This window comes from Rhodococcus sp. BP-241 (assembly GCF_019836145.1).
GTDB lineage: Bacteria > Actinomycetota > Actinomycetes > Mycobacteriales > Mycobacteriaceae > Rhodococcoides.
In genome coordinates this window covers 21,756-43,790 of the sequence record NZ_JABUEI010000002.1, presented here as the reverse complement: position 1 = coordinate 43,790, position 22,035 = coordinate 21,756, and the positions used below count along the sequence as shown (strand labels likewise).

Annotated in this window: 23 protein-coding genes and 4 tRNA genes; 7 read left to right on the top strand and 20 right to left on the bottom strand. The window is 68.8% G+C overall.

All coding sequences use genetic code 11. The features are described 5' to 3' along the window. Position 1 precedes the first annotated feature (1 nt). Together HQ308_RS03750 and HQ308_RS03745 are read left to right on the top strand one after the other, a co-directional pair. Positions 2 to 1,975 (top strand): CocE/NonD family hydrolase, encoded by a 1,974-nt coding sequence (locus HQ308_RS03750; RefSeq protein ID WP_222645479.1) that lies wholly within the window; start codon positions 2 to 4, stop codon positions 1,973 to 1,975. A 114-nt stretch (positions 1,976 to 2,089) separates the two neighbouring features. Beyond that, positions 2,090 to 2,935 (top strand): alpha/beta fold hydrolase, encoded by an 846-nt coding sequence (locus tag HQ308_RS03745; protein ID WP_374198519.1) that lies wholly within the window; start codon positions 2,090 to 2,092, stop codon positions 2,933 to 2,935. Positions 2,936 to 2,995: 60 nt separating this feature from the next. Here the strand turns inward: HQ308_RS03745 and rplA are convergent, their stop codons facing one another. The 11 genes from rplA to HQ308_RS03690 all read right to left on the bottom strand — a co-directional run bounded on the left by rplA (position 2,996) and on the right by HQ308_RS03690 (position 7,840). Next, positions 2,996 to 3,715 (bottom strand): 50S ribosomal protein L1, encoded by a 720-nt coding sequence (rplA, locus tag HQ308_RS03740; protein ID WP_027504557.1) that lies wholly within the window; start codon positions 3,713 to 3,715, stop codon positions 2,996 to 2,998. 86 nt (positions 3,716 to 3,801) lie between these two features. Continuing rightward, positions 3,802 to 4,236 carry a 50S ribosomal protein L11 gene (rplK, locus tag HQ308_RS03735; RefSeq protein WP_027504556.1) on the bottom strand — a complete coding sequence of 145 codons (435 nt, stop codon included), beginning with the start codon at positions 4,234 to 4,236 and terminating at the stop codon, positions 3,802 to 3,804. Positions 4,237 to 4,313: 77 nt separating this feature from the next. After that, on the bottom strand, positions 4,314 to 5,159 hold the full coding sequence (nusG, locus tag HQ308_RS03730; protein ID WP_056442340.1) for a transcription termination/antitermination protein NusG: 846 nt from the start codon (positions 5,157 to 5,159) through the stop codon (positions 4,314 to 4,316). A gap of 70 nt (positions 5,160 to 5,229) precedes the next feature. Continuing rightward, the gene (secE, locus tag HQ308_RS03725) at positions 5,230 to 5,688 is read right to left on the bottom strand and encodes a preprotein translocase subunit SecE (RefSeq protein ID WP_027504554.1); all 459 of its coding nucleotides are present in this window, start codon (positions 5,686 to 5,688) and stop codon (positions 5,230 to 5,232) included. Positions 5,689 to 5,768: 80 nt separating this feature from the next. Continuing rightward, positions 5,769 to 5,844: transfer RNA gene (locus HQ308_RS03720), tRNA-Trp, on the bottom strand. A gap of 132 nt (positions 5,845 to 5,976) precedes the next feature. After that, positions 5,977 to 6,405, bottom strand: coding sequence for a (3R)-hydroxyacyl-ACP dehydratase subunit HadB (gene hadB, locus HQ308_RS03715; RefSeq protein ID WP_027504553.1), 429 nt, complete (start codon positions 6,403 to 6,405; stop codon positions 5,977 to 5,979). Continuing rightward, entirely contained in the window at positions 6,395 to 6,949 is a 555-nt protein-coding gene (hadA, locus tag HQ308_RS03710) for a (3R)-hydroxyacyl-ACP dehydratase subunit HadA (RefSeq protein ID WP_051613161.1), read from the bottom strand. Before hadA ends, hadB begins: the two co-directional genes overlap by 11 nt. Positions 6,950 to 7,139: 190 nt before the next feature. Then, positions 7,140 to 7,307 (bottom strand): 50S ribosomal protein L33, encoded by a 168-nt coding sequence (rpmG, locus tag HQ308_RS03705; RefSeq protein ID WP_027504552.1) that lies wholly within the window; start codon positions 7,305 to 7,307, stop codon positions 7,140 to 7,142. Positions 7,308 to 7,405: 98 nt separating this feature from the next. Continuing rightward, positions 7,406 to 7,478, bottom strand: a tRNA-Met gene (locus HQ308_RS03700). A gap of 35 nt (positions 7,479 to 7,513) precedes the next feature. Then, a tRNA-Thr gene (locus tag HQ308_RS03695) sits at positions 7,514 to 7,586 on the bottom strand. Between the two features lie 171 nt (positions 7,587 to 7,757). Continuing rightward, positions 7,758 to 7,840 (bottom strand) — tRNA-Tyr (locus HQ308_RS03690). Between the two features lie 144 nt (positions 7,841 to 7,984). Between HQ308_RS03690 and HQ308_RS03685 the strand changes: the two genes are divergently transcribed. After that, complete coding sequence (locus HQ308_RS03685; protein WP_056441678.1) at positions 7,985 to 8,476, top strand: YajQ family cyclic di-GMP-binding protein; 492 nt, start codon at positions 7,985 to 7,987, stop codon at positions 8,474 to 8,476. 1 nt (position 8,477) lies between these two features. Here the strand turns inward: HQ308_RS03685 and htpX are convergent, their stop codons facing one another. After that, positions 8,478 to 9,344, bottom strand: coding sequence for a zinc metalloprotease HtpX (htpX, locus tag HQ308_RS03680; protein ID WP_222645477.1), 867 nt, complete (start codon positions 9,342 to 9,344; stop codon positions 8,478 to 8,480). 72 nt (positions 9,345 to 9,416) lie between these two features. Further along, entirely contained in the window at positions 9,417 to 10,451 is a 1,035-nt protein-coding gene (locus HQ308_RS03675) for a polyprenyl synthetase family protein (RefSeq protein ID WP_222645476.1), read from the bottom strand. An 82-nt stretch (positions 10,452 to 10,533) separates the two neighbouring features. On the opposite strand from HQ308_RS03675, the gene HQ308_RS03670 reads away from it, so the two are divergent. Further along, positions 10,534 to 11,811 (top strand): geranylgeranyl reductase family protein, encoded by a 1,278-nt coding sequence (locus tag HQ308_RS03670; protein ID WP_222645475.1) that lies wholly within the window; start codon positions 10,534 to 10,536, stop codon positions 11,809 to 11,811. 26 nt (positions 11,812 to 11,837) lie between these two features. On the opposite strand, the gene HQ308_RS03665 is transcribed toward HQ308_RS03670, so the two are convergent. From HQ308_RS03665 to HQ308_RS03650, 4 genes are all read right to left on the bottom strand, one after another. After that, on the bottom strand, positions 11,838 to 12,821 hold the full coding sequence (locus HQ308_RS03665) for a hypothetical protein (protein ID WP_222631853.1): 984 nt from the start codon (positions 12,819 to 12,821) through the stop codon (positions 11,838 to 11,840). 61 nt (positions 12,822 to 12,882) lie between these two features. After that, complete coding sequence (locus HQ308_RS03660; protein WP_027504546.1) at positions 12,883 to 13,587, bottom strand: demethylmenaquinone methyltransferase; 705 nt, start codon at positions 13,585 to 13,587, stop codon at positions 12,883 to 12,885. 30 nt (positions 13,588 to 13,617) lie between these two features. Next, positions 13,618 to 14,763, bottom strand: a complete 1,146-nt coding sequence (locus tag HQ308_RS03655) for a glycosyltransferase family 1 protein (RefSeq protein ID WP_027504545.1) — start codon at positions 14,761 to 14,763, stop codon at positions 13,618 to 13,620. An 87-nt stretch (positions 14,764 to 14,850) separates the two neighbouring features. Further along, positions 14,851 to 15,300, bottom strand: coding sequence for a DUF3592 domain-containing protein (locus tag HQ308_RS03650; RefSeq protein ID WP_051613160.1), 450 nt, complete (start codon positions 15,298 to 15,300; stop codon positions 14,851 to 14,853). A gap of 117 nt (positions 15,301 to 15,417) precedes the next feature. On the opposite strand from HQ308_RS03650, the gene HQ308_RS03645 reads away from it, so the two are divergent. Further along, complete coding sequence (locus HQ308_RS03645) at positions 15,418 to 15,918, top strand: DUF2505 domain-containing protein (RefSeq protein WP_027504543.1); 501 nt, start codon at positions 15,418 to 15,420, stop codon at positions 15,916 to 15,918. Here HQ308_RS03645 and menD read toward each other — a convergent pair. Further along, complete coding sequence (gene menD, locus HQ308_RS03640) at positions 15,915 to 17,525, bottom strand: 2-succinyl-5-enolpyruvyl-6-hydroxy-3-cyclohexene-1-carboxylic-acid synthase (RefSeq protein WP_222631857.1); 1,611 nt, start codon at positions 17,523 to 17,525, stop codon at positions 15,915 to 15,917. The two genes, HQ308_RS03645 and menD, sit on opposite strands and share 4 nt — an antisense overlap. 83 nt (positions 17,526 to 17,608) lie before the next feature. Here menD and HQ308_RS03635 point away from each other — a divergent pair, with 83 nt between their 5' ends. Together HQ308_RS03635 and HQ308_RS03630 are read left to right on the top strand one after the other, a co-directional pair. Next, a complete protein-coding gene (locus HQ308_RS03635) occupies positions 17,609 to 18,202 on the top strand; it encodes a flavin reductase family protein (protein ID WP_027504541.1) in 594 nt (197 codons plus the stop codon). Then, the gene (locus HQ308_RS03630; RefSeq protein WP_222645474.1) at positions 18,199 to 19,263 is read left to right on the top strand and encodes an AbrB family transcriptional regulator; all 1,065 of its coding nucleotides are present in this window, start codon (positions 18,199 to 18,201) and stop codon (positions 19,261 to 19,263) included. The genes HQ308_RS03635 and HQ308_RS03630 overlap by 4 nt, the downstream gene beginning before the upstream one ends. On the opposite strand, the gene HQ308_RS03625 is transcribed toward HQ308_RS03630, so the two are convergent. Continuing rightward, the gene (locus tag HQ308_RS03625; protein ID WP_261775723.1) at positions 19,260 to 21,464 is read right to left on the bottom strand and encodes a glycoside hydrolase family 3 C-terminal domain-containing protein; all 2,205 of its coding nucleotides are present in this window, start codon (positions 21,462 to 21,464) and stop codon (positions 19,260 to 19,262) included. The genes HQ308_RS03630 and HQ308_RS03625 overlap by 4 nt on opposite strands. Before the next feature lie 73 nt (positions 21,465 to 21,537). Then, a complete protein-coding gene (locus tag HQ308_RS03620) occupies positions 21,538 to 21,981 on the bottom strand; it encodes a hypothetical protein (protein WP_374198518.1) in 444 nt (147 codons plus the stop codon). Between the last annotated feature and the right edge of the window lie 54 nt (positions 21,982 to 22,035).

Sequence of the window (22,035 nt, the reverse complement as noted above, 5' to 3'; positions counted from 1 at the left end):
CATGACGACGACATCGGCCCATGCACTGGTGCAACCCGAGCACGTCGTCTCGCCCTTCCACCGTGATCCCACCGGCGGCGCCGACGGCCGAGCATGGGCAGAACTCGTGGAGTCCGCTCCCGAGTTCCCCCGTGTGCACATCGACCGCGGCGCCGCCGTCACGATGACGGACGGAGCCGTTCTCCGCGCCATCGTCGTGTCCCCTGCTGACGCGAGTGGACGATCCGTCTCCTCTCGCTTCCCCGTCGTCCTGAACATCACCCCGTACAACTCGGTCCTGCTCGACTCGATCGACGCACTCCTCGCAGCACCCGTGCTCGGGCCGGCGCTGCGTCGCGTGTCCCGCTCCGTCGACCTCTCGGGAACCCCGTTCGACGGCATCTCCGAGATCACCCGCGTCGTCGCGGGCGGTGCGGCGGATCTGCTCACCGTGAACCGCCATCTCGTCCGCAGCGGCTACGTGCAGGTCATCATCGACGCGCGCGGCACCGGTTCCTCGTCCGGCGTGTGGGACACCCTCGGTCCGCGTGAACAACTCGACACCCTGGAGATCCTCGAGTGGATCCGGGCGTCGCCGTGGTGCGACGGGCGCGTCGGCATGGCCGGCATCTCCTACTCCGCCATCAACTCCCTGCAGGCCGCCGCCGCGGGCAGCGCGGGACCGGACGCCGTGTTCGCCGTCGAGGGATCCGAGGACATCGTCCGCGAGATCTTCGCCACCGGCGGCGCACCGTCGCTCTTCATCCCCCTGTGGCTCACCGCCGTGAACACCCTCAAATGGGTTCCGGCAGTACAGATCCTACGACGCGGCGGAGTCGGCTGGCTCGCGGATCGCGTACGGTCCCCCGCCACGAACATCAGCAATCTGGTGAACGGGTTCCTCACCGGTTCGGACCCGCGCATCTACGACGACCCGTCCTTCGACACCATCGATCCCACCATCGAGGACATTGCGGTCCCCACGTTCCTCTACGGCTGCTGGCACGACATCTTCGGTGGCGCGGCACCCGACATGTACAACCGACTCACCGTCGAACGCGGGCGCAAGCAACTTCTGGTGGGCGACGGGTACCACGGCAACCCCGGGATCGGCTTCGGTGAACCCGGGTTCCCGCCGCGACTCGACGTGCTCGAACGCGCCTGGTTCGACAAGTGGCTGCGCGGCATCGACAACGGCATCGACCGCTACGGACCGGTCACGCTGCGTCAGCAGGGCGGCGGGTGGGAAGCGCACGGCCGGTTCCCCGCGCCCGCCGCCGTGGCTCGGCGCCTCTACCTGAGCGCCGACTCGTCCGGTACCGCGTCGCACAGTCGGCACGACGGGTCCCTGCACTTCGAGGCGCCGACCGACACGGCCCGTCTGACGGTGAAGCCCGGGTTCCGCACCGTCGTCTCCCGCGACACCACGCAGGTGCTGGCCGGTGTTCCGGCCGTTCTCGGCGGCGGCTTCACCTACGACAACCGCTTCGCGGAGGGTGACGCGCTCACGTTCACGACGCCTCCCGTCATGACCACCGTCGTCTACTCGGGCCCCGCCAACGTCCACGTCCGCACCGTCGCGCGCGCCCGCGAGTCGATGTGGGCCGTGATGCTGTGCGACGTCGCTCCCGACGGCACTCCCACCGTGCTCACCAACGGTGCGCTGCTGGCGTCGCGCCGCGCGATCGACGACGGGGAGAGCATCCGCACCGAGTCGGGTGACTACCTGGTGGCCCACCACCCGCTCACGCGCGAGTCACTGCTCCCCGTGGTCCCCGGCGAACCGATCGTCCTCGACATCGAACTACTCTCGACCGAGGCGGTCCTGCACCCCGGACACCGCCTGCGACTCGACATCTTCGCGGCCGACGCGCCTCGATTCGTGCCGATCCTGCCCGATCGCCTCCGCACCCGATGGCGAGCGCAGGACGTCGACCTCGACCCGACGGACCCCAGTTTCATCACGTTGCCGCTGCTCGGAGAGCCCGGCTGGTAAGGAGATCCACGTATGACAGGCACACCCGAGACCGGCCGTTCCGAGACCGAGGTCGAGGTCGAGGTCCGTACCGGCACCGCCTCGGTCGGCGCGGTCGACATCGCCTACGAGGACATGGGCGACATCGAGAACCCGTCGATCCTGCTCGTCATGGGACTGGGCTGCCAGCTGCTCACGTGGTCGATGCCGTTCTGCCGCAAGCTGATCGACGCCGGCTACCGCGTGATCCGCTTCGACAACCGAGACATCGGACTCTCGGGCAAGCTCGACGGGCAGCGCGTCACGGGGAACATCCTGCTGCGACTGGTCCGCCACGAACTCGGGCAGTCGAGCTCGGTTCCGTACACGGTGGTGGACATGGCCGAGGACACCGTCGGCCTGCTCGACCACCTGGGCATCGAGTCGGCCCACATCGTCGGCGCCTCGATGGGCGGCATGATCACGCAGGTGGTCGCGGGGTTGCACCCGGAGCGCATCCGCTCGGTCTCCATCCTCTTCTCCAGCACCAACGAGGCGTTCCTGCCGCCGCCGGACGTCCGCGCGCTCGCGCCGCTGCTCAAGCCGCCGCCCAAGAACGCGACGCGCGAGCAGATCATCGAACACCAGGCGACGACGTTCCAAACGATCGGCAGCAAGCAGTTCCCCACCACGCGGGACGAACGTGTCGCCGACGCGACCGAGGCGTACGACCGCGGCTACTACCCGGCCGGCATCGTCCGTCAGCTCGCGGCGATCACCGGAACCGGGAGCCTCGCGAAGTACACGAAGCGGATCACGGCGCCGACGGTCGTCATCCACGGCACGGCGGATCCCCTCGTGCGTCCCGCCGGCGGGAAGGCCATCGCGCGCCACGTGGTCGGATCCGAGCTGGTGCTCGTCGACGGCATGGCGCACGACATCCCGAACGCCCTGGTGGACCGCGTGGTCGACACGATTCTCACGAACGTCGCCAAGGCCTGAGAACGCGACGAAGGCCGGCACCCTCACGGGGTGCCGGCCTTCTTCGGTGCTGCGAGTGACTCAGGCGGTCGCGTCGTCCTCGAGGAGGTTCCGAGTACGGTTCGGGTCCACCGGGATGCCCGGTCCGGTGGTGGTCGAGACCGTGATCTTCTTGACGTAACGGCCCTTGGCCGACGACGGCTTCGCACGCAGGATCTCGTCCAGGGCTGCGCCGTAGTTCTCCACCAGCTTGGCGTCGTCGAACGACGCCTTGCCGATGACGAAGTGCAGGTTGGCCTGCTTGTCGACGCGGAAGTTGATCTTGCCGCCCTTGATGTCGCCGACGGCCTTGGTCACGTCGTTGGTGACCGTGCCCGTCTTCGGGTTCGGCATCAGGCCACGCGGTCCGAGAACGCGGGCGATGCGGCCGACCTTGGCCATCTGGTCAGGGGTGGCGATCGCTGCGTCGAACTCCAGCCATCCGCCCTGGATCCGCTCGATCAGGTCCTCTGCGCCGACCTCGTCCGCACCGGCGGCGACGGCCTCGTCGGCCTTCGCGCCTGCGGCGAAGACGATGACGCGGGCGGTCTTACCGGTGCCGTGGGGCAGGTTGACGGTGCCGCGCACCATCTGGTCCGCCTTGCGGGGATCGACGCCGAGGCGCATCGCGACCTCGACGGTCGGATCGAACTTGCTCGACGCGGTGTCCTTGGCCAGCTTCGCCGCCGAGAGAGGCGAGTAGAGCTGGTCCTGATCGATCTTCGCTGCTGCGGCCTCGTAGGCCTTGCTGCGCTTTGCCATGATGATGTCCGTTCGTTGTTCGGAGCGTGGTTGACGAGCCTGGCCGGCTCTCCCACGTGATGCTGTGGAGCTGGTGAGCCGGTGGCTCAGCCTTCGACCGTGATACCCATCGAGCGAGCAGTGCCGGCGATGATCTTCGCGGCCTGGTCGATGTCGTTGGCGTTCAGATCCTCGGCCTTGGTCTTGGCGATCTCGCGCACCTGGTCCATGGTCACCGTGGCGACCTTGGTCTTGTGCGGCTCGCCCGAACCCTTGGCGACGCCGGCTGCCTTGAGCAGCAGCTTGGCGGCAGGCGGGGTCTTCAGCTTGAAGTCGAAGGTCCGGTCCTCGTAGACCGAGATCTCCACCGGCACGACGTTGCCACGCTGCGACTCGGTCGCGGCGTTGTACGCCTTGCAGAACTCCATGATGTTGACGCCGTGCTGACCGAGGGCGGGGCCCACGGGCGGTGCCGGGTTGGCCTGACCGGCCTGGATCTGAAGCTTGATGATCCCGGCTAGCTTCTTCTTCTTGGGGGGCATCTGTGATTCCTAGGTTGTTGCGTGGTTCTCGGATGTCTTGCGGTACTGCCTGCAAGTTGTGGGGGGTTCTGAGCGCCCTAGATCTTCGCGACCTGGGTGAAGCCCAGCTCGACCGGAGTCTCGCGGCCGAAGATGGACACCAGCACCTTGAGCTTCTGCTGCTCGGCGTTGACCTCGCTGATGCTGGCGGGAAGCGTGGCGAAGGGGCCGTCCATGACGGTGACGGACTCGCCGACCTCGAAGTCGACCTCGATGGTCGGCTTCGACGACGTCTCGCCCGCACCCTCGGCACCGGTGGTGGCGCCCGCGGTGGCCTTCTTCTTGTCCTCCTGCGGCATGAGGAACTTGACGACCTCGTTGATGGTCAACGGGGACGGGCGCGACGTGGCGCCGACGAAGCCGGTGACACCGGGAGTGTTGCGGACAGCACCCCAGGACTCGTCGTTCAGTTCCATGCGCACCAGGATGTAGCCCGGCAGCACCTTGCGGTTGACCTGCTTGCGCTGGCCGTTCTTGATCTCGGTGACCTCCTCGGTGGGAACTTCCACCTGGAAGATGTAGTCACCGACGTCGAGGTTCTGGACGCGGGTCTCGAGGTTGGTCTTCACCTTGTTCTCGTATCCGGCGTACGAGTGGATGACGTACCAGTCGCCGGGGGCGCGCCGCAGCGCAGCCTTCATCTCGGCGACGGGGTCGACCGGCTCCGCGTCGATGGGAGCGTCGTCGGCGACGACGGCGTCCGCATCGGCGTCGACGGTCTCCGACTCGTCGGTGTCACCGGTGGCGGCAGCGACGTCGGCCGCGATGGCCTCGTCGGTCTCGCGGTCCTGTGCGGCCTGCTCCGCTTCGAGGCCCTGCTTGGTCGCCTCGACCTGAGCGTCGTAGGCGGCCACTTCGGTGGCGTCGTTATGGGGCGTGCTCACGAAAGGCACTCGCTTCCTGTAATCGTTCCGGTCGTACTCGGGGTGGTCGTGCAGACCTGTGTGTCCGGCGTCAGCCGAACAGCCACTGCACTCCCCTGATGAACGCCAGGTCCAGCCCACTGATGTAGGCCACCATGAACGTCACGAACACCAACACCACAGCGGTGTAGGTGACCATCTGCTTGCGGTTGGGCCAGATGACCTTGCGCAGCTCGGCGACGACCTCGCGCAGAAACTTGCGGAGCCGCTTGAAGATGTTCATCTTCGGCGTCGCTTCGGCGCGGGTGCGGCCCTCGACACGAGAGGCGGTGGCGACGGACTTGCCGGCGGTGGTCTTGGCACCATCCTTGATCAGCGACGGAGCATCGTCCGCGGACCGGGTCCGGCGGGCTGCGCGCTTGCCGGAGGGCCGGCTCGACCCGGCGGCATCGTGGGCGGCAGCAGCATCGTCGGCGACGACAGCATCGTCCGCACCGAGATCCTCGGAACCGTCGGAGCTGCTGTCGCGCGCGCCGCGCTGATCGCTCACGTCGTTCCTCTCGGTCGTCGGCAGGGTGTCTGCACTCGAATGCTCTGCATGACCACTGTCCGAAGCACCGCTTTCGAACGTGGCAGGGGCGACAGGACTTGAACCTGCAACCTACGGTTTTGGAGACCGTTGCTCTACCAATTGAGCTACGCCCCTTCGGCCGGATCGAAATCCGGTCGTACCGGCGACGGACAGCGCACAGCGCTGTACGACCCCGGAGATCTCAGTGTACTGCACTCACGGACGCCCCCGAAATCGCTGACTCGAGTCGGCGATCGGAGAGCCGGATCACGCGAGCTGGACGGTCGCGACGGCGCGACCGAAGATCTTCTTGCCCTCGTATTTCGCGGTGATGGCGACGACGGCCTTGCGGGTGTCCGCGTCGACCGACTTGATGCGACCCGTGAAGTCGACCTTGGCCGGCTCGGTCTCCTTGACCAGCACGGGGCTGGTGAAGCGCACGTTGTACTCGGTGATGGCGCCCGGATCACCCGACCAGTCGGTGACGAAACCGGCGCCGAGCCCCATGGTGAGCATGCCGTGAGCGACGACGTCCGAGAGTCCGGCGAGCGTGCGCGCGACCGGATCACTCCAGTGGATCGGGTTCGGGTCGCCGGAGACGCCCGAGTAGTTCACGAGGTCACCGCGGGTGAGCTCGTAGGTGCGCTCGGGAAGGTCGTCGCCGACGGTGACCTGGTCGAACTGCTTACGAGTCATGTTTCATGACACCTTTCGCCATCTCCAGCGCGTCCTGATCGGAACCGCCGCCGGTCTTCGCCACGAGTGTCGTCCAGGACGTCATGACGTCCTCGCCGGCCTCGTCCGTGACCATGTTCTTCGTGATGATGATGTCGCTTCCACCCATCTGGCGGAAGGACTCCAGGCTCACGTCGACGGTCAGGCGGTCCCCCGCCACGATCGGACGGTGGAACTCGAGACGCTGATCCGCCTGCATGATCTGCGACAGGTCGTACCCGGTGATGACCTCGTCGAACATGGCCTTCTGCGCGATGATGCCGACGACCGAGATGAAGGTGGCCGGTGCGACGAGATGCTCGTACCCGAGCTCGGCCGCGGCGTCCTCCGAGGAGTGCGCGGGATGATCGTTCTGCACGGCCCGTGAGTACTCGCGCACCTTCTCGCGCCCGATCTCGTAGAAGTCGGGCATGCGGTAGTGGTGCCCGACCATGCTGGCGGTGTGCACCGCCGGGTCGACGGCAGGCGTGTCGCCCCGGTCGGTTGCGGTTGCGGTGACTGTCACGTCGTCGACTCCCCCGAGAATGATGTGGAACTCACCACGGGACACCCGAGCGTGGGACGAGAGACAGTCCGGACGGCTCTGTCGGGCGAGTTCGAGACGGACGGCGCCGAGCCGACTGGGTCACCGGCACCTGGACACACGTCAGCGCTGCCACGGCGACTGTGCCGGGGCAGCGCTGCTGTGCGAATGATCAGCGAGATTCGCGGTGCGCGCGATGAGTTCCGCAGTTCGGGCAGAACTTCTTGATCTCGAGGCGATCGGGATCGTTGCGGCGATTCTTCTTGGTGATGTAGTTACGGTGCTTGCACACCTCGCACGCCAAGGTGATCTTGGGCCGAACGTCAGTGGAGGAGGCCACGTCGATGCCTGCTTTCGGGTAGAGCGCGATACGGGTGCTGCGTCGGTCATGAATACCGGACCCCACTGCGCGCAGCAGCGGCGGAGTCCTCTGTCGAGTAGCGATGGCCGGACTTGAACCGGCGACACAACGATTATGAGTCGTTTGCTCTACCGACTGAGCTACACCGCCTCGGTGCCGGACGCCGGCCGGCGCTCGGTCCCGCGAGCCCCCTAACGGAATCGAACCGTTGACCTTTTCCTTACCATGGAAACGCTCTACCGACTGAGCTAAGGGGGCAGGATCGGCGCACACGAGGTGCACGTCGAAGCCTTCGAAGACATTACACAGGAGTCAGACCGCTCGCCAAATTGCCTGGTGAACGAGTTGCACGCGGCGTTTCGCGTGCCGCCTGCCCCCACCCCGACGACGAGACCCCGGCGAGGATTCTCGCCGGGGTCTCGTCGGGTGTGGCAGATGTAGGATTCGAACCTACGTAGGCATAAGCCGACGGATTTACAGTCCGCTCCCATTGGCCGCTCGGGCAATCTGCCGGGATGCTCCATGGCGCCGGACACTCGTCGAGTGACCGCTCCAGGTGCGATACGCAGAATACAACGACCGCACCCCTCGATGGCAAACCGGCTGGACACGCTACCGTCGGCACCGTACCGATCACGCACGAAGGAGTGTTGTCAGTGGCTGATTCGTCGTTCGACGTCGTGAGCAAGGTGGACCGCCAGGAGGTCGACAACGCTCTGAACCAGGCCGGCAAGGAGCTGTCGACCCGCTTCGACTTCCGCGGCACCGGCGCGAGCATCGAGTGGTCCGGAGACGAGGCCATCGTCATCACCGCCGAGGCCGAGGAACGCGCGAAGGCCGCCCTGGACGTCTTCAAGGAGAAGCTCATCCGACGCGACATCTCGCTCAAGGCCTTCGACGCCGGCGATCCCGTGCAGTCGGGCAAGACCTACAAGATCACCGGCACGCTGGTGCAGGGCATCACCACCGAGAACGCCAAGAAGATCTCGAAGAAGATCCGCGATGAGGGCCCCAAGGGCGTCAAGGCGCAGATCCAGGGCGAGGAACTGCGGGTGAGCAGCAAGAAGCGTGACGACCTCCAGGCCGTTCAGCAGCTGCTCAAGGGCGAGGACTTCGGCATCGCCCTGCAGTTCGTCAACTACCGCTGACTCAGCGGTAGGGCCCCGCCATGCGCTCGAGGCGGGCGATGCGCTCCTCCATCGGCGGGTGCGTGGAGAACAGCTTGCTCGCGCGGTCACCCGCCCGGAACGGGTTGGCGATCATCAGGTGCGACTGGGCCGTGAGGCGCGGCTCGGGGGGCAGCGGGGCGGACTGGGTGCCGCTCTGCAGCTTGCGGAGCGCGGAGGCCAGCGCCAGGGGGTCGCCGGTGAGCTCGGCACCCGACTGGTCCGCCTGGTACTCCCGCGAGCGCGACACGGCCAGCTTCACCAGGGACGCCGCGATCGGTCCGAGCATCGACACCAGCAGCAGGGCCAGCGGGTTGGCGCCCTGCCCGTTCCCGCGCCCGCCGAAGACGTTCGCGAAGAACGCGAAGTTCGCGAGTCCGGACACCACGGCCGCCATGGCGCCCGCCACGGACGAGATGAGGATGTCGCGGTTGTAGACGTGCGAGAGCTCGTGGCCGAGGACCGCGCGCAGCTCACGCTCGTTCAGCAGCGCCAGGATGCCGCTGGTGCAACACACCGCGGCGTTGCGCGGGTTGCGTCCCGTGGCGAACGCGTTGGGGGCGTTGGTGGGGCTGATGTAGAGCCGCGGCATGGGCTGATGCGCCGCGGTGGCCAGCTCGCGGACGATAGCGAAGATGCGCGGGTACTCGACCTCGGTGATCGGCTGGGCGTGCATCGACTTCAGCGCCAGCTTGTCGCTGTTGAAGTAGGCGTACCCGTTCATGCCGACGGCCAGGACGACCGCGACCACCAGGATGGTCGAGTTCTGGAACAGAGCGCCGATGAAGACGATGAGAGCCGACATCCCGACCATCAGGCCGAACGTCTTCATGCCGTTCGCGAACTTCATCGTGTGTCGCCGATCCTCTCGCCGCAGTGCTTCCTGCACGAACAACGACCGAGGTGACGCGGGTAGTTCCCGTCAGCTGATGCGGGCGACCGTGTACTCGACCAGCTTGCGCAGCGCGTCGTTGGCCGGGCCCTGCGGCAGAGCGTCCAGCTCGGTGCGCGCCCGCTGGGCGTAGGTGTCGAGCGTCTCGCGCGCTTTGGCCATGCCCGGCGAACGACCCAGCAGAGTCAACGCCTCGGCCACGTCCGCGTCGTCGGTGATGGGACCGCGCAGCAGGTGGCGGAGCCGGTCGCCGTCCGCACCCTCGTCACGCAGCGCGAACAGCACGGGCAGCGTGTGGACGCCCTCGCGCAGGTCGGTACCCGGCGTCTTGCCGGAGTCCGACGCGGCGGACGAGATGTCGATGATGTCGTCGGAGATCTGGAACGCGGTGCCCACCGCGTCGCCGAGACGCTCGAGCCGCTCGATGTGCTCGTCGTCGCCCCCGGAGAACGTGCCGCCGAAGCGACCGCTCGTCGCGATCAGCGAACCCGTCTTCTCCCACACCGTGGTGAGGTAGTGATCGACCGGATCCTGATCGGGCCTGCTGCCGATCGTCTCGCGCATCTGGCCCGTGACCAGCGCGGCGAACGTCTCGGCGATCGTACGCACGGCGGAGGGGCCCAGCGTCGAGACCAGGCGCGACGCGTGTGCGAAGAGGTAATCGCCCGCGAGGATGGCGACGCTGTTGCCCCAGCGCGCATTGGCGGACTCCACGCCGCGGCGCATGGCGGCCTCGTCCATGACGTCGTCGTGATACAGCGTCGCGAGGTGCACCATCTCGAGCACGGTGGCCGCGGTGACGATGTCCGGACTGGACGCCTTGGGGCCGAGCTGACCGGTGAGAATGGTGAACAGCGGGCGGAACCGCTTGCCGCCGGCCTTGGCGAGGTGCAGCGCCGCCTCGGTGAGGAAGTCCTCACCGTCGGACAGCTCGGTCACGAGCAGGCTCTCGACCTCGGCCATCGCCGCGCGCACGATCTCCGCGAACTCCGCGTTCCCGAGATCCACGCCCGCCACCACGGTGGCCCCACTCGCACTCGTCTCGGTCACCGCGCTCGCACCCATTTCTCGTCGTCGAACACCTCGCGCGGCTCCGGGCCTCGGCGCCGCGTCTGCCTCCAACCTATCGTGCCTGCAAGATGGAACGATGACGGATGGACGCGCACAGGGTGTGACACCGGGAACTCGACGCGTGACCGACGTTCTCGTCGTCGGAGCGGGACCCGCGGGCAGCGCCGCCGCGGCCTGGTCCGTACGAGCTGGTCACGACACGATTCTCGCGGACGCAGCCACGTTCCCGCGCGACAAGACCTGCGGTGACGGACTCACGCCGCGTGCCGTGGCCGAGCTCGACGAGCTGGGACTCGGTGAGTGGGTGCGCTCGCGGGCGATCAATCGTGGCCTACGCCTCACCGGATTCGGTCAGGAACTCACGCTGCCGTGGCCGGGTGGCTCCCTCCCCGACATCGGTTCCGCGGTACCGCGTACCGAGTTGGACGACCGGATCCGCCGGGTGGCCGTCGACGACGGCGCGGTGATGATGGAGAACGCCAAGGCCGTCGATGCGGTGCTGGTGAGCGGGCGGGTCACCGAGGTGATGTTCGACACCGCCGACGGCCCTGTCGCCGTGGCCTGTCGCACGCTGATCGTGGCGGACGGGGTGCGCTCGCCGCTCGGCAAGATCCTCGGCCGTACGTGGCACCGCGACACCGCTTTCGGGGTCGCGGCACGGGCATACGTCACGAGTGACCGCAGTGAGGACGAGTGGATCACCTCGCACCTCGAGCTCCGCGACGGGGAGGGCACCCTGCAGGCCGGCTACGGGTGGGTGTTCCCGCTGGGCGTGAACGACAAGGGCACCGGCGAGGTGAACGTGGGGGTGGGGACGCTCGCCACCTCGAAGCGCCCGGCTGCCGGCGCGCTGCGACCTCTCCTGAATCTCTATGCGTCACAACGGGAGTCCGAGTGGGGCCTGAGCGGCGGCGTGCGCCGCGTGCAGTCCGCCCTGCTGCCGATGGGCGGCGCGGTGTCGGACGTGGCGGGCCCCAACTGGGCGCTCGTCGGCGATGCGGCGGCCTGCGTGAATCCGCTCAACGGTGAGGGCATCGACTACGGACTCGAAGGTGGTCGACTGATCGCCGAACACCTGGACGGCGCAGACCTGACGCAGGTGTGGCCGGCGGTGCTCCGCGAGCACTACGGGCAGAGCTTCTCGGTCGCTCGTCGCCTCGCGGGACTGCTGACGGTGCCGCGGTTCCTGCCCGCCACGGGGCCGATCGGCATGCGGTCGCGCGCGATCATGACCGTCGCCGTGCGGGTGATGGGCAATCTCATCACCGACGAGGATCGCGACGTGGTCGCGCGCGCCTGGCGGGCTGCAGGATCGACGTCGCTGAAGGTGGACGACCGGCCACCGTTCTCCTGAGAGTGCCCGGCTGCCTCAGGAGCCGGTCAGCGTCCCGGTCGGAAGGCGTACACGGTGGTGCCGTCCGGCAGAAGTATCCCGTCGCGATCGCGGAAGCCGCACTCGAGAGACGCCACGACGCGTTGCAGCACGGGGAGCCGTGCCTGCTCGTCGAGTCCGGCGTGGACGGCGAGGGACAGTTCGGCTCCGTACAGCGCCAGGATGGCCTCGACCGCGCCGGCGAGCGCCGGGTCCTTGGCCTGGTAGAACGCGAAACGGTCCGCTTCCATCGTGTAGTCGCGCTCGTTGCCGCCCGCCAGTACCCGCACCCCGAACTCGGCCAGGTACTCCACCATGCGGCGCTCGGTGGCGCCGAAGCCTATCGACCGGCGGTCCGGCGAGAGGGTGTCGACGACGCGCTTGGTGTCCATGATCAACAGGCCGAGGTCGTTGGCGTCGAGCAGACCGAGGTCGGCGCGCATGGCGTCGCGCAGCAGACGCTGGATCTCGATCAGGAACCCGTGCTCACGGTTCAGCCGCTCGACGGCCGGACCTGGCATCGCGCCCGTCGTGGAGTAGGGCACCAGCACCCGGAGATCGAGCGACATGAGCATCTCGAGCAGCGGCGCGACGCGCTGGCGGGCCACGACGACGGTGATCGTCGAGATGCGCAGCAGTTCCTGATAGGCGGCGTCGACGTCGGCCTGCAGGTCGTCGGCACCCGGCGGCAGTGCGGTCGCGTCGGGGGCGGTCCGGCGACGTACGGCGTCGATCCAGACCCGCTGGAAGGTGGTCAGCGCGACCGACAACTCCTGGTAGCGCTCGGTGACCTGGTCGCGTACCAGCGACGTCTCGACGGCCTGGCGACCGGAATCGTGGGTCAGCTCGGCTCGGATGGTGCGCAGCTCGCGCGCGCGGCGCGTCTCCCTGGTGAGGTGCATGCGCGTGGTGCTGACGGCCCAACCGGCCCCGCCGGCGGCGACGGCCGAGGCAGCGAGGGTGGCATAGGGCAGCCAATCCGGTACGGGCATGCGCAGATCATGCCGTATCCGGACACGGTACGAACACCGATAGGTGCGTTCTCCGTATCTTTCAGTACACCGGTTTCACGGCGCTGTGCAAGGTGACGATGCCGCCAGTGAGATTGCGCCACTGCACGCGGCCCCATCCCGCGGACTGCATGCGCCGCGCGAGCTCCGCCTGGTCCGGCCAGGCGCGAATGGATTCCGCCAGGTAGACGTAGGCGTCGGGATTGCTGCTGACGGTGCGGGCCACGGCCGGGAGCGCCTTCATCAGGTACTCCATGTAGACGGTGCGGAACGCCGGGAAGACCGGTGTGGAGAACTCGCACACCACCAACCGTCCGCCGGGCCGGACCACCCGCAGGATCTCGGCGAGGCCGGCGTTGTGATCGGCCACATTGCGGAGACCGAACGAGATGGTGGCGGCGTCGAACACGTCGTCGCCGTACGGCAGGTGCATCGCGTCGCCCGCGATCATCGGGACGCCGCGCGAGAGGCCCGCGCGGAGCATGCCCTTGGAGAAGTCGGTGGCGACGCACCAGGCGCCGGACCGGCCGAGTTCCTCCGTGGACACTCCGGTCCCGGCCGCGAGATCGAGCACCGCTTCCCCGGGCTTCAGCGCGAGCGCGTCGCGCGTCGCGCGCCGCCAGCCGCGGTCCTGCCCGAAGGACAGGACGGTGTTGGTCAGGTCGTACCGCTTCGCGACTCCGTCGAACATGGACGCGACGTCGTGCGGTTGCTTGTCCAGTTGCGCTCTGGAGCCGTGTGCTGCCACACCTGAACAGTACGTGGGCCGCGCACTCACCTAGGCCGCCGTCGTCCGCCGTCCGACGTCCGAGGTGCCGATGACCGCCTCGTAGTGGCCGATCAACTGGCTGCACAGCGCGGGCCAGGTGCGATGCAGGACGGACTTGCGCGCGGACGTGGCGAACCTCGCACGCGTGGTGGGGTCGGCGAGGGCCTGCACGGCGCTCGGCAGCAACTCCTCGTACCGATCCACGGGCAGCAGGTACCCGTTGCGGCAGTGGCTCACCAGATCGCGGGGACCGCCGGCGTCGGGTCCGATCACGGGGACACCGCTCGCGAGCGCCTCCTGGACGGTCTGGCAGAACGTCTCGTGCTCACCGGGGTGCGCGAACACGTCGAAGGACGCGTAGGCCTCCGACAGGGCCTGCCCGCCCAGCTGACCGGTGAACACCGCGGACGGCATGAGCGCCTCGAGCCGTGCGCGCTCCGGACCGTCACCGACGATCACCACGCGCACGCCCGGTGTCCGCTCGAGTACCGCGAGGCGTTCCACGTGCTTCTCCGGTGCCAACCGGCCGACGAAGCCCACCACCAGCGCGTCGCCCGCGTCCCACTGCGCACGACGCTCCGCGTTCCGCGACGACGGCGCGAAGCGCACGGTGTCCACTCCCCGACCCCAGCGATGCACGCGGGGGATGCCGTGCGCGGCGAGTGCGTCCATCGCCGACGTCGACGGTGCGAGGGTGCGGGCACTGCCCTTATGGATCCGGCGGGTCCACGCCCAGCAGGCACGCGAGGTCAACCCGAGACCGTAACTCTCGGCGAACCCGGCGACATCGGTCTGATAGACGGCGACGGCCGGGACGTCCAGCCTCCGCGCGGCCGCAAGGCCACCGGCACCGAGCGAGAACGGCGATGCCAGGTGCACCACGTCGGGCGCGAACGAGCGCAGCGCGGCGGTCATACCGGGGCTCGGCACGCCGACGGGCAGCGAACTCACCTTGGGGACCATCACCGACGGCACTCGCAGAACCGGGAACGAGCCGTGTGAGGTCGGCGCCGCGGGCACCCCGGCCGGCGTGTCCGGCGCGACGATCATGGCATCGTGACCTGCGGACTCCGCATGTTCGAGCACGCGGAGAATCGAGTTGGTGACACCGTTGACGTGAGGCAGGAACGATTCGGCGACCACGGCTATGCGCACACCGTGGACTGTTCCGCGCCGCGACGACCGCGATGCGAGGGCGACGTGACCAGCGGGCGAACCCCGGGCGAACCCTCCGGTACCGGGTCAGACGCGCGCGTCGCGGCGCCGCAGGTAGAGGATCGACGGGCCGGCGATCAGCCACGTGACGACGATGACGGAGAGCGCGGGCACGACGGCCACCGAGGCGTCGCGGCCGGCGACCCGCACCAGGTCGGGATCGCTGCGGGAGTACTCGACGTCGATGCGCTGACCGGCGACGAGGTTGGTCGGGTACAGCACTCCGAGCTTGGGATTGTGCATCTCGCCGTCGGGAGTCACGAAGCTCACCGCCGAGCGCAGACGTCCGGCCGACAGCACCTCGGCCGTGGCGACGCCCTCGTCCGAGGAGATGGTGTGGTCGTTGCGCCACGCCGCGAGGACCAACAGGACCGCGAGCACCGAGACGACGGTGGCGATCACCAGGAGAACGGTGGGAACGCGCGAGCGGCGCCGCACGGGGGCCTCGTCCGCCTCGGAGTTCTCGACAGCAGGCATGTCGCCACCGGACATCTCGGCACCGGCCGGACTCGGGACGACGGGGTTCACCAGAACAGGCTAGCGACCGCACCACGCAGGACGTCGGCAGCGGTACGCCGAGTAACGTCTCCCGCCATGGGGCGGAAATTCAGTTACACCGAGGACTTCGACGTGACACCGGCGCAGGCGCACTCCGCCTTGACGGACGAAGCGTTGTGGGACAAGCGAACCAAGGAGGTCTCCGACCGGGCCAGCGTGGAGTACTCGCACCGGCCCGACGGCGGCTTCGACGTGGTGATCTCCGAGGGGGTCGGCGCGTCCGTGCTGCCGGGGTTCGTCCGGAAGGTGATTCGCGGCGACCTGGTGATCACGCGCAAGGACAGCTGGGGACCGCTCGAAGGCGACCGTGCGAACGGCACGCTCGAGGGCGGATCGACGGGCTTGACCTCGAAGGTGCGCGGAACGTTCGAACTGGTGCCTCATGGCACCGGATCGCGCCTGACCCTGAAGGGGACGGCCGAGGTGAAGGTCCCGTTCGTCGGCGGCAAGATCGAGGGCATGGTCACCGAGATGATCGGCAAGATGGTGCACTCCGAGAGCAAGCAGGCACGGGAGTACCTCGCCGACAGGGCCTAGAGGGCAGCGCGGATCGAAGCATGCAGATCGCGTAGACCGGACCGATCGGTGGTCACCTCGAGCACCCGGGTGCCCTCGGCGTGACCCGTGAGCAGCTTCGCGAGCTCGTCGGGATCGACCCGCCGGTGCGGGATCCGGTACGCGGCACACAGCGCCGCGAGGTCCATGCCGTGCGGAGTGCCGAACACGCGCTCGAAGACGCCCGCGTACTGGGGATCACCCTGCTCGAGCAGTTCGAAGATGCCGCCACCGTCGTCGTTCGCGACGACGATGGTGAGGTCCCGCGGTCGGGGCTCCCCGGTGCCGATGAGCAGTCCGGACGCGTCGTGCAGGAACGTCAGGTCCCCCATCAACGCGATGGTGCGGCCGTCGTGTGCCAGCGCAGCGCCCACCGCGGTGGAGACGGTGCCGTCGATGCCCGCCACACCGCGATTGGACAGCACCCGGACGTCCTCCGCCGGGTAGCCGACCAGCGCCATGTCGCGCACCGGGTTGGAGGCGCCGAGCACGAGCAGGTCACCCGGCCGACGTGCCGACGACACGGCGGCGGCGACGTGCAGACCCGTTGGAATCGAGAGCGAGTCGAGCTGCCCGCGGACCGCGGCATCGGCCGACTCCGAGGCGTCGGCACAGCGACGCAGCCACTCGGGTGACGGTGTCCCGGTGACCAGCGCGCGCGTTCCGGTCGCCACGACGTTGCCCGAGACGTCGGGCCAGCGGGGTCCGGTGGTGAGTGCGATGACGGAGACGGCCGGATCGGCCAGCACCTTCGAGACCTGACGATGCAGCGTGGGACGCCCGGTGATGATGGCCTGGCGCGGCGACAGCGCACCGAGCGCGAGCGGGTTGAGCGGGTGGCCGTGCAGGGGCGCGGTCGGCTCGGCGACCGTCGGCAGCCCGGCGAGTTCCGGCCGATAGGCGGCGCCGTGTCCGGAGATGACGACGGTGTCCACCGAGAGGTCCAGGTCCACCGGAACGTCGAGCGTCGCGTACTGCGTGGTGGTCCACGGGGAGCCGTCGGGACGTCCCTCCGGGGCGGGGCGGGAGTCGGCCAGGTCGGGCGTGAGGGGCTCGCGCAGCGGCATGTCGAAGTGGACCGGGCCGGCGTTGCCCGAGCGCGTACCGCGTGCGGCAGCCAGGACGCGGCACACTGCCGACCGCCACTGGCTGTTGACCTGGTCGGACTCCTCGGCGAGACCGAGGCTGATGGTCGCGCGCACCTGGCCCGCGAACAGGCCGAGTTGCTCGACCGTCTGGTTGGCGCCGGTGCCGAGCATCTCGTAGGGGCGGTTGGCGCTGAGCACGACCAGCGGAATGCGGGCGTAGTTGGCCTCGAGCACGGCGGGTCCGAGATTGGCGACGGCGGTTCCGGACGTCATCACGACAGGGACGGGTCGGCGGCCGGACACGGCCAGTCCGATGGCGAGGAAGCCGGCGGTGCGTTCGTCGATGCGCATGTGCAGGCGGACGCGACCGGCGCGGTCGGCGGCCTCGAGCGCGAACGCGAGCGGCGCGTTACGCGATCCGGGGCACAGCACGACGTCCTGGACGCCGCCGCGGATCATCTCGTCGACGACGACGGCGGCTTGAGACGTGGACGGGTTCACCATTTCAGAGTGTCACAGATGCCGGACCTGCCTGAATGATCGGCCGGCCTCCAGGGCGCGCGTGGCCCTGGCACGATGAACCGGTGCGCACACACTTCGATCCGCAGACCATGGACGCCGGCGACTACTACAAGCTTCTCACCACGTCAGTGGTGCCCAGACCCATCGCGTGGGTGTCGACGGTCTCCGCGGACGGCGTGCCGAACCTGGCGCCGTACAGCTTCTTCTCCGTCTCCTCCAGCGCACCCGCCGTGGTGCAGTTCACGTCGGTCGGCCGCAAGGACAGCCTGCGCAACATCGAGGAGACGGGCGAGTTCGTCGTCAACCTCGCCACCGAGTCTTTGTTCGAGCAGATCAATCAGACGTCCGCGAACTACGACGCCTCGGTGAGCGAGTACACCGCGGTCGACCTCGAGAGCGAGCCCAGTGAGACCGTCCGCCCGCCGCGCGTCGTCGCGTCCCCGCTCTCGATCGAGGCGACGCTCCATCAGGTGGTCGAGGTGGGCAACTCGTTCGTCGTCATGGGCGCGGTCACGATGATCACGGTGCGTCCGGAGTTCCTCGCGGAGGACGGGTTGCCCGACTTCGGCGCCCTCGCACCGCTGAGCCGGCTCGGCCGCGACGAGTGGGGCATGCCCCCGGCCGTGCGACGAATCCAGCGCCCCGACAGGCCTTGAGTCCGGATCGGGTCCCGTTCGACCGCTCGCGCACGGTGCGCTGGGCCTCACTCGCTCTGGCGACCGTCGTCGTCGCCGTCCTGGCGGAGCGGGTCGGCGTTCCGTCGGCCGCGCTGTTCGTCGCGCTCGCCGTGGCGACGGTGTTCGCGTTGTGCGGATGGGGCCCGGGGAAGGTTCCGCGCACCGCGTCGATGGGCGCGCAGGCCGTGCTCGGCGTCGAGATCGGCACCCTGCTCGATCGGGACACGATGTCCTCGCTGGGGTCCGACTGGATCTGGGTGGTGGTCGTCTCGCTCGGCACCCTGGTGCTGTCCATCGCGGCCGGCGCTCTCCTCGGACTGCATCGTGACCTCGACGCCACCACCGGCGCCCTCGCACTCGTGGCCGGGGGTGCGTCCGGCATGGTCGCGATCGCCCGTGATCTGGGCGGCGACGAGCGGGTGGTCGCCGTGGTGCAGTACGTCCGGGTGCTGCTGGTCACCGCGTCGCTACCGTTCGTCGCCACGGTGGTCTTCTCGGCGGACACCGGACAGAGCGGATCGCTCGACACCGCCTCCGCCCCGCTCTGGACGGACGCGCTCTTCATCGCGGTGTGCCTGCTGGTGGGCATCCCGCTGGGCCGACTGATCCGCCTGCCCGCGCCCGCCCTGCTCGGACCGTTGCTGATCTCCGGTGCCGCGGACCTGCTGGGGTGGACGGGCGACGCCGGCGTGCCGTTTCTGCTGCTCCAGCTCGTCTACATCGTCATCGGGTGGCAGGCCGGCCTGCAGTTCACCCTCGACAGCCTGAAGTCCATCGGCCGCATCATCCCGTGGGCGGTACTGCTGATCATCGCCATCGCGGTGGGCTGCGCGCTGCTCGGCCTGATCCTGGTGGGCACCACCGGTATCACCCCGTACGAGGCCTACCTCGCCACGACGCCGGGCGGTATCTACGCGGTGCTCGCGCTGGCGGCGGCGAGCAGCGTGAACGTGACCTTCGTCGTGGCGGCCCAGGTGCTCCGGGTGTTCATGATGCTGCTGGTGGTCCCGCTGTTCACCCGGGCACGCGGGCGCGGCTAGCCGTTCGCGTCCTGCACGAGCCGCGCGACGACATCGGGTGTCAGGGTTCCGTCGCCGAAGGCCACCATGCGGGCGAGCGGGACGCTCGACAGGAAGACTGCCGTCTCCGGATTGCCCATCATCGCCTGTGCCACCGACGGTCCGTCGCCGTCGTCGATGGCCGCCCGCAGCAGGTCACCCCCGCGCGGATCGTCCAGCCACTCGGTGACGGTCGACTCGGCCGTCAACGGCAGGCGGACGTCGTCGCCCGTCACGGAGACGATCGCGACGCTCCGGAGATCGCGCGACGATGCCGCCGCTGCCACGACGTACTCGCCCGGCGCCACGATCCAGGACGACACCCGGGTGTCCCAGTACGCCAGGTCGGCACGCCGGACGGTGAGAGTCACGGTCTCGGTCGCACCCGCGGCGATCTCGACCGACTCGAACGCCGCGAGCTCACGCGGAACACGGTGCGCGTCCTCGTCGGGCGCGGACACGTAGACCTGCACGACCTCCCGGCCGTCCCGGTCCCCGGTGTTGGTCACCGGCACCGTGACGTTGATGCCGTGCTCCCCCACCGTCGCGGTCACATCGCCGTACTCGAACGTCGTGTACGACAGGCCCCATCCGAAGGGGTACGACACGTCGGTCTCGCGCGCATCGAAGCCGCGGTAGCCCACGTGGATGCCCTCGCCGTAGCGGACAACCCCGTGCTCACCGGGGAAGTCCAGGTAGGACGGGTGGTCCTCGAGCCGGAGCGGAACGGTCTCCGCGAGCCGTCCCGACGGGTTCACGACGCCGAACAGCACGTCGGCGATAGCTCCGCCGCCGGCCTGTCCCAGCAGCCACGTCTCGAGGATCGCGGGGACGTCGGTGTCCCACGGAGACGTCAGGACCACGCCGCCGTTCGACAGCACCACCACGGTGTTCTCGTTCACCGCGCGCACTCGCTCGACCAGGGCCAGATGGCCTTCCGGCAGCGTCAGCGTGGTGCGGTCCATGCCCTCGGTCTCGGGATCGTTGCCGACGAAGACGAGGGCGATGTCGTGCGTGCGAGCGAGCTCGGCGGCCTCGTTCAGCAGTCCGTCGTCGGCGTCGGTCTCCTCGGTCGACGCGTGGTCGGCGTCGTACCCGGGCGCGAACGCCACCTCACCCTGCGCGGCAGCGGTGATCGCCGACAGCGCGTCGTCCAACCGGGTCGGGGTGCTCTGCGAACTACCGCCGCCCTGGTAGCGCGGGGTGCGGGCGATCTCGCCGAGCACGGCGATCGATCCGGAACCCGGCTCGAGCGGCAGCAGACCGTCGTTCTTCAGCAGGACGATCGCCCGGCTCGCGATCTCTCGGGCCAGCGCATGGTGGGCATCGTGATCGACGTCCACGGAACCGCTCGCGTCCTGCGCGCGCTCGACCAGTGCGCGTACGCGGGCCGCCGCCGTCTCCAGAGCGCCCGGATCGAGCGCACCGGACTCCGCCGCGTCGGCGACCCGCTGGTCACCGGCAGCGTCGGGTCCGGGCATCGTCAGGTCGAGGCCCGCGGCGATCGAGTCGACCCGGTCCACGACGGCGCCCCAGTCGGACACGACGGCGCCCTCGAAACCCCACTCGCCGCGCAGCACGTCCGTCAGGAGCCACCGGTTCCGCGAGGCGTGGACGCCGTTGATGCGGTTGTAGGAGCACATGACGGTCCACGGCTGCGCCTGCTCCACCACACGCTGGAACGCCCGGAGGTAGATCTCGCGCAGGGTGCGTTCGTCCACCTCGGCGCTCACGCGCATGCGGTCGGTCTCCTGGCTGTTGACCGCGAAGTGCTTGAGCGAGGTGCCGACGCCCCGGCTCTGCACGCCCTGCACGTAGGCGGCGGCGAGCGTGCCCGTGAGCAACGGGTCCTCCGAGAAGTACTCGAAGTTGCGGCCGCCGAGCGGGCTGCGCTTGATGTTGATGCCGGGGCCCAGCAGGACGGACACGTCCATCGACCGGGCCTCGGTGGCCAGCGCCTCTCCCATCCGCCGCAGCAGGTCGGGATCCCAGGTACTCGCGGTGGCGGTGGCCGGTGGGAAGCACGTCGCGGGTCGTCCGGAGAACATGTCGTTGTCGCTCGCCTGCATCCGCACGCCGTGCGGGCCGTCGGTCAGCGTGATCGCCGGGAGCCCGTCCTGCTGCTCGGTGCTCCAGAAGTTGCGTCCACTGGTGAGGGCTGCGAGATCGTTGCGTGGAGTCATGGCTCCATCATCGACGATCCGGCCGTCCGTGCGCCTTTCGCGCATCCGGGGACACGCGAAAGGCGCACAGGGGTCAGGCTGCGTACTTCTGCACCAGGGCGCCGACGCGCGGGAGAGCCTCGGTGACGTTCTTCTTCGCCGACGGGCGGAGCGAGGAGTACGCCTTCTTGATGGTCGACTTGCTGGTCTCGTCGATGCGCGCGTCGGTGACGGACAGGAGCGCGTCGGACGCCTCGTCACCGTTCGCGGCGAGGAACTCACCGAACGTGCCGGTCGGCGCGGCCTGGTACCGCTGCCAGAACGGGTCGAGCTTCTCGACGAAGCTCGGCCACAGCTTGGCGATCGCATCGTCGACGACGCTGGGGCTCACCTTCTTCACGGCGCCGTATCCGCCCTTGACCGCGAGGCCGGAGGCGCCCTTCTTGTCGGAGACCTCGGCGTCGATCAGCGCGCGAACGTCCGCGCGCACGGCCGGTGCGGTGTTCTCGTCGAGGAGGGTGGTCTGCAGTGATGCCACGGAAAACAATCCTGTCGTTTGGAGTCGGGCCGTAGGCCGTTCTCGGAGAAGGTT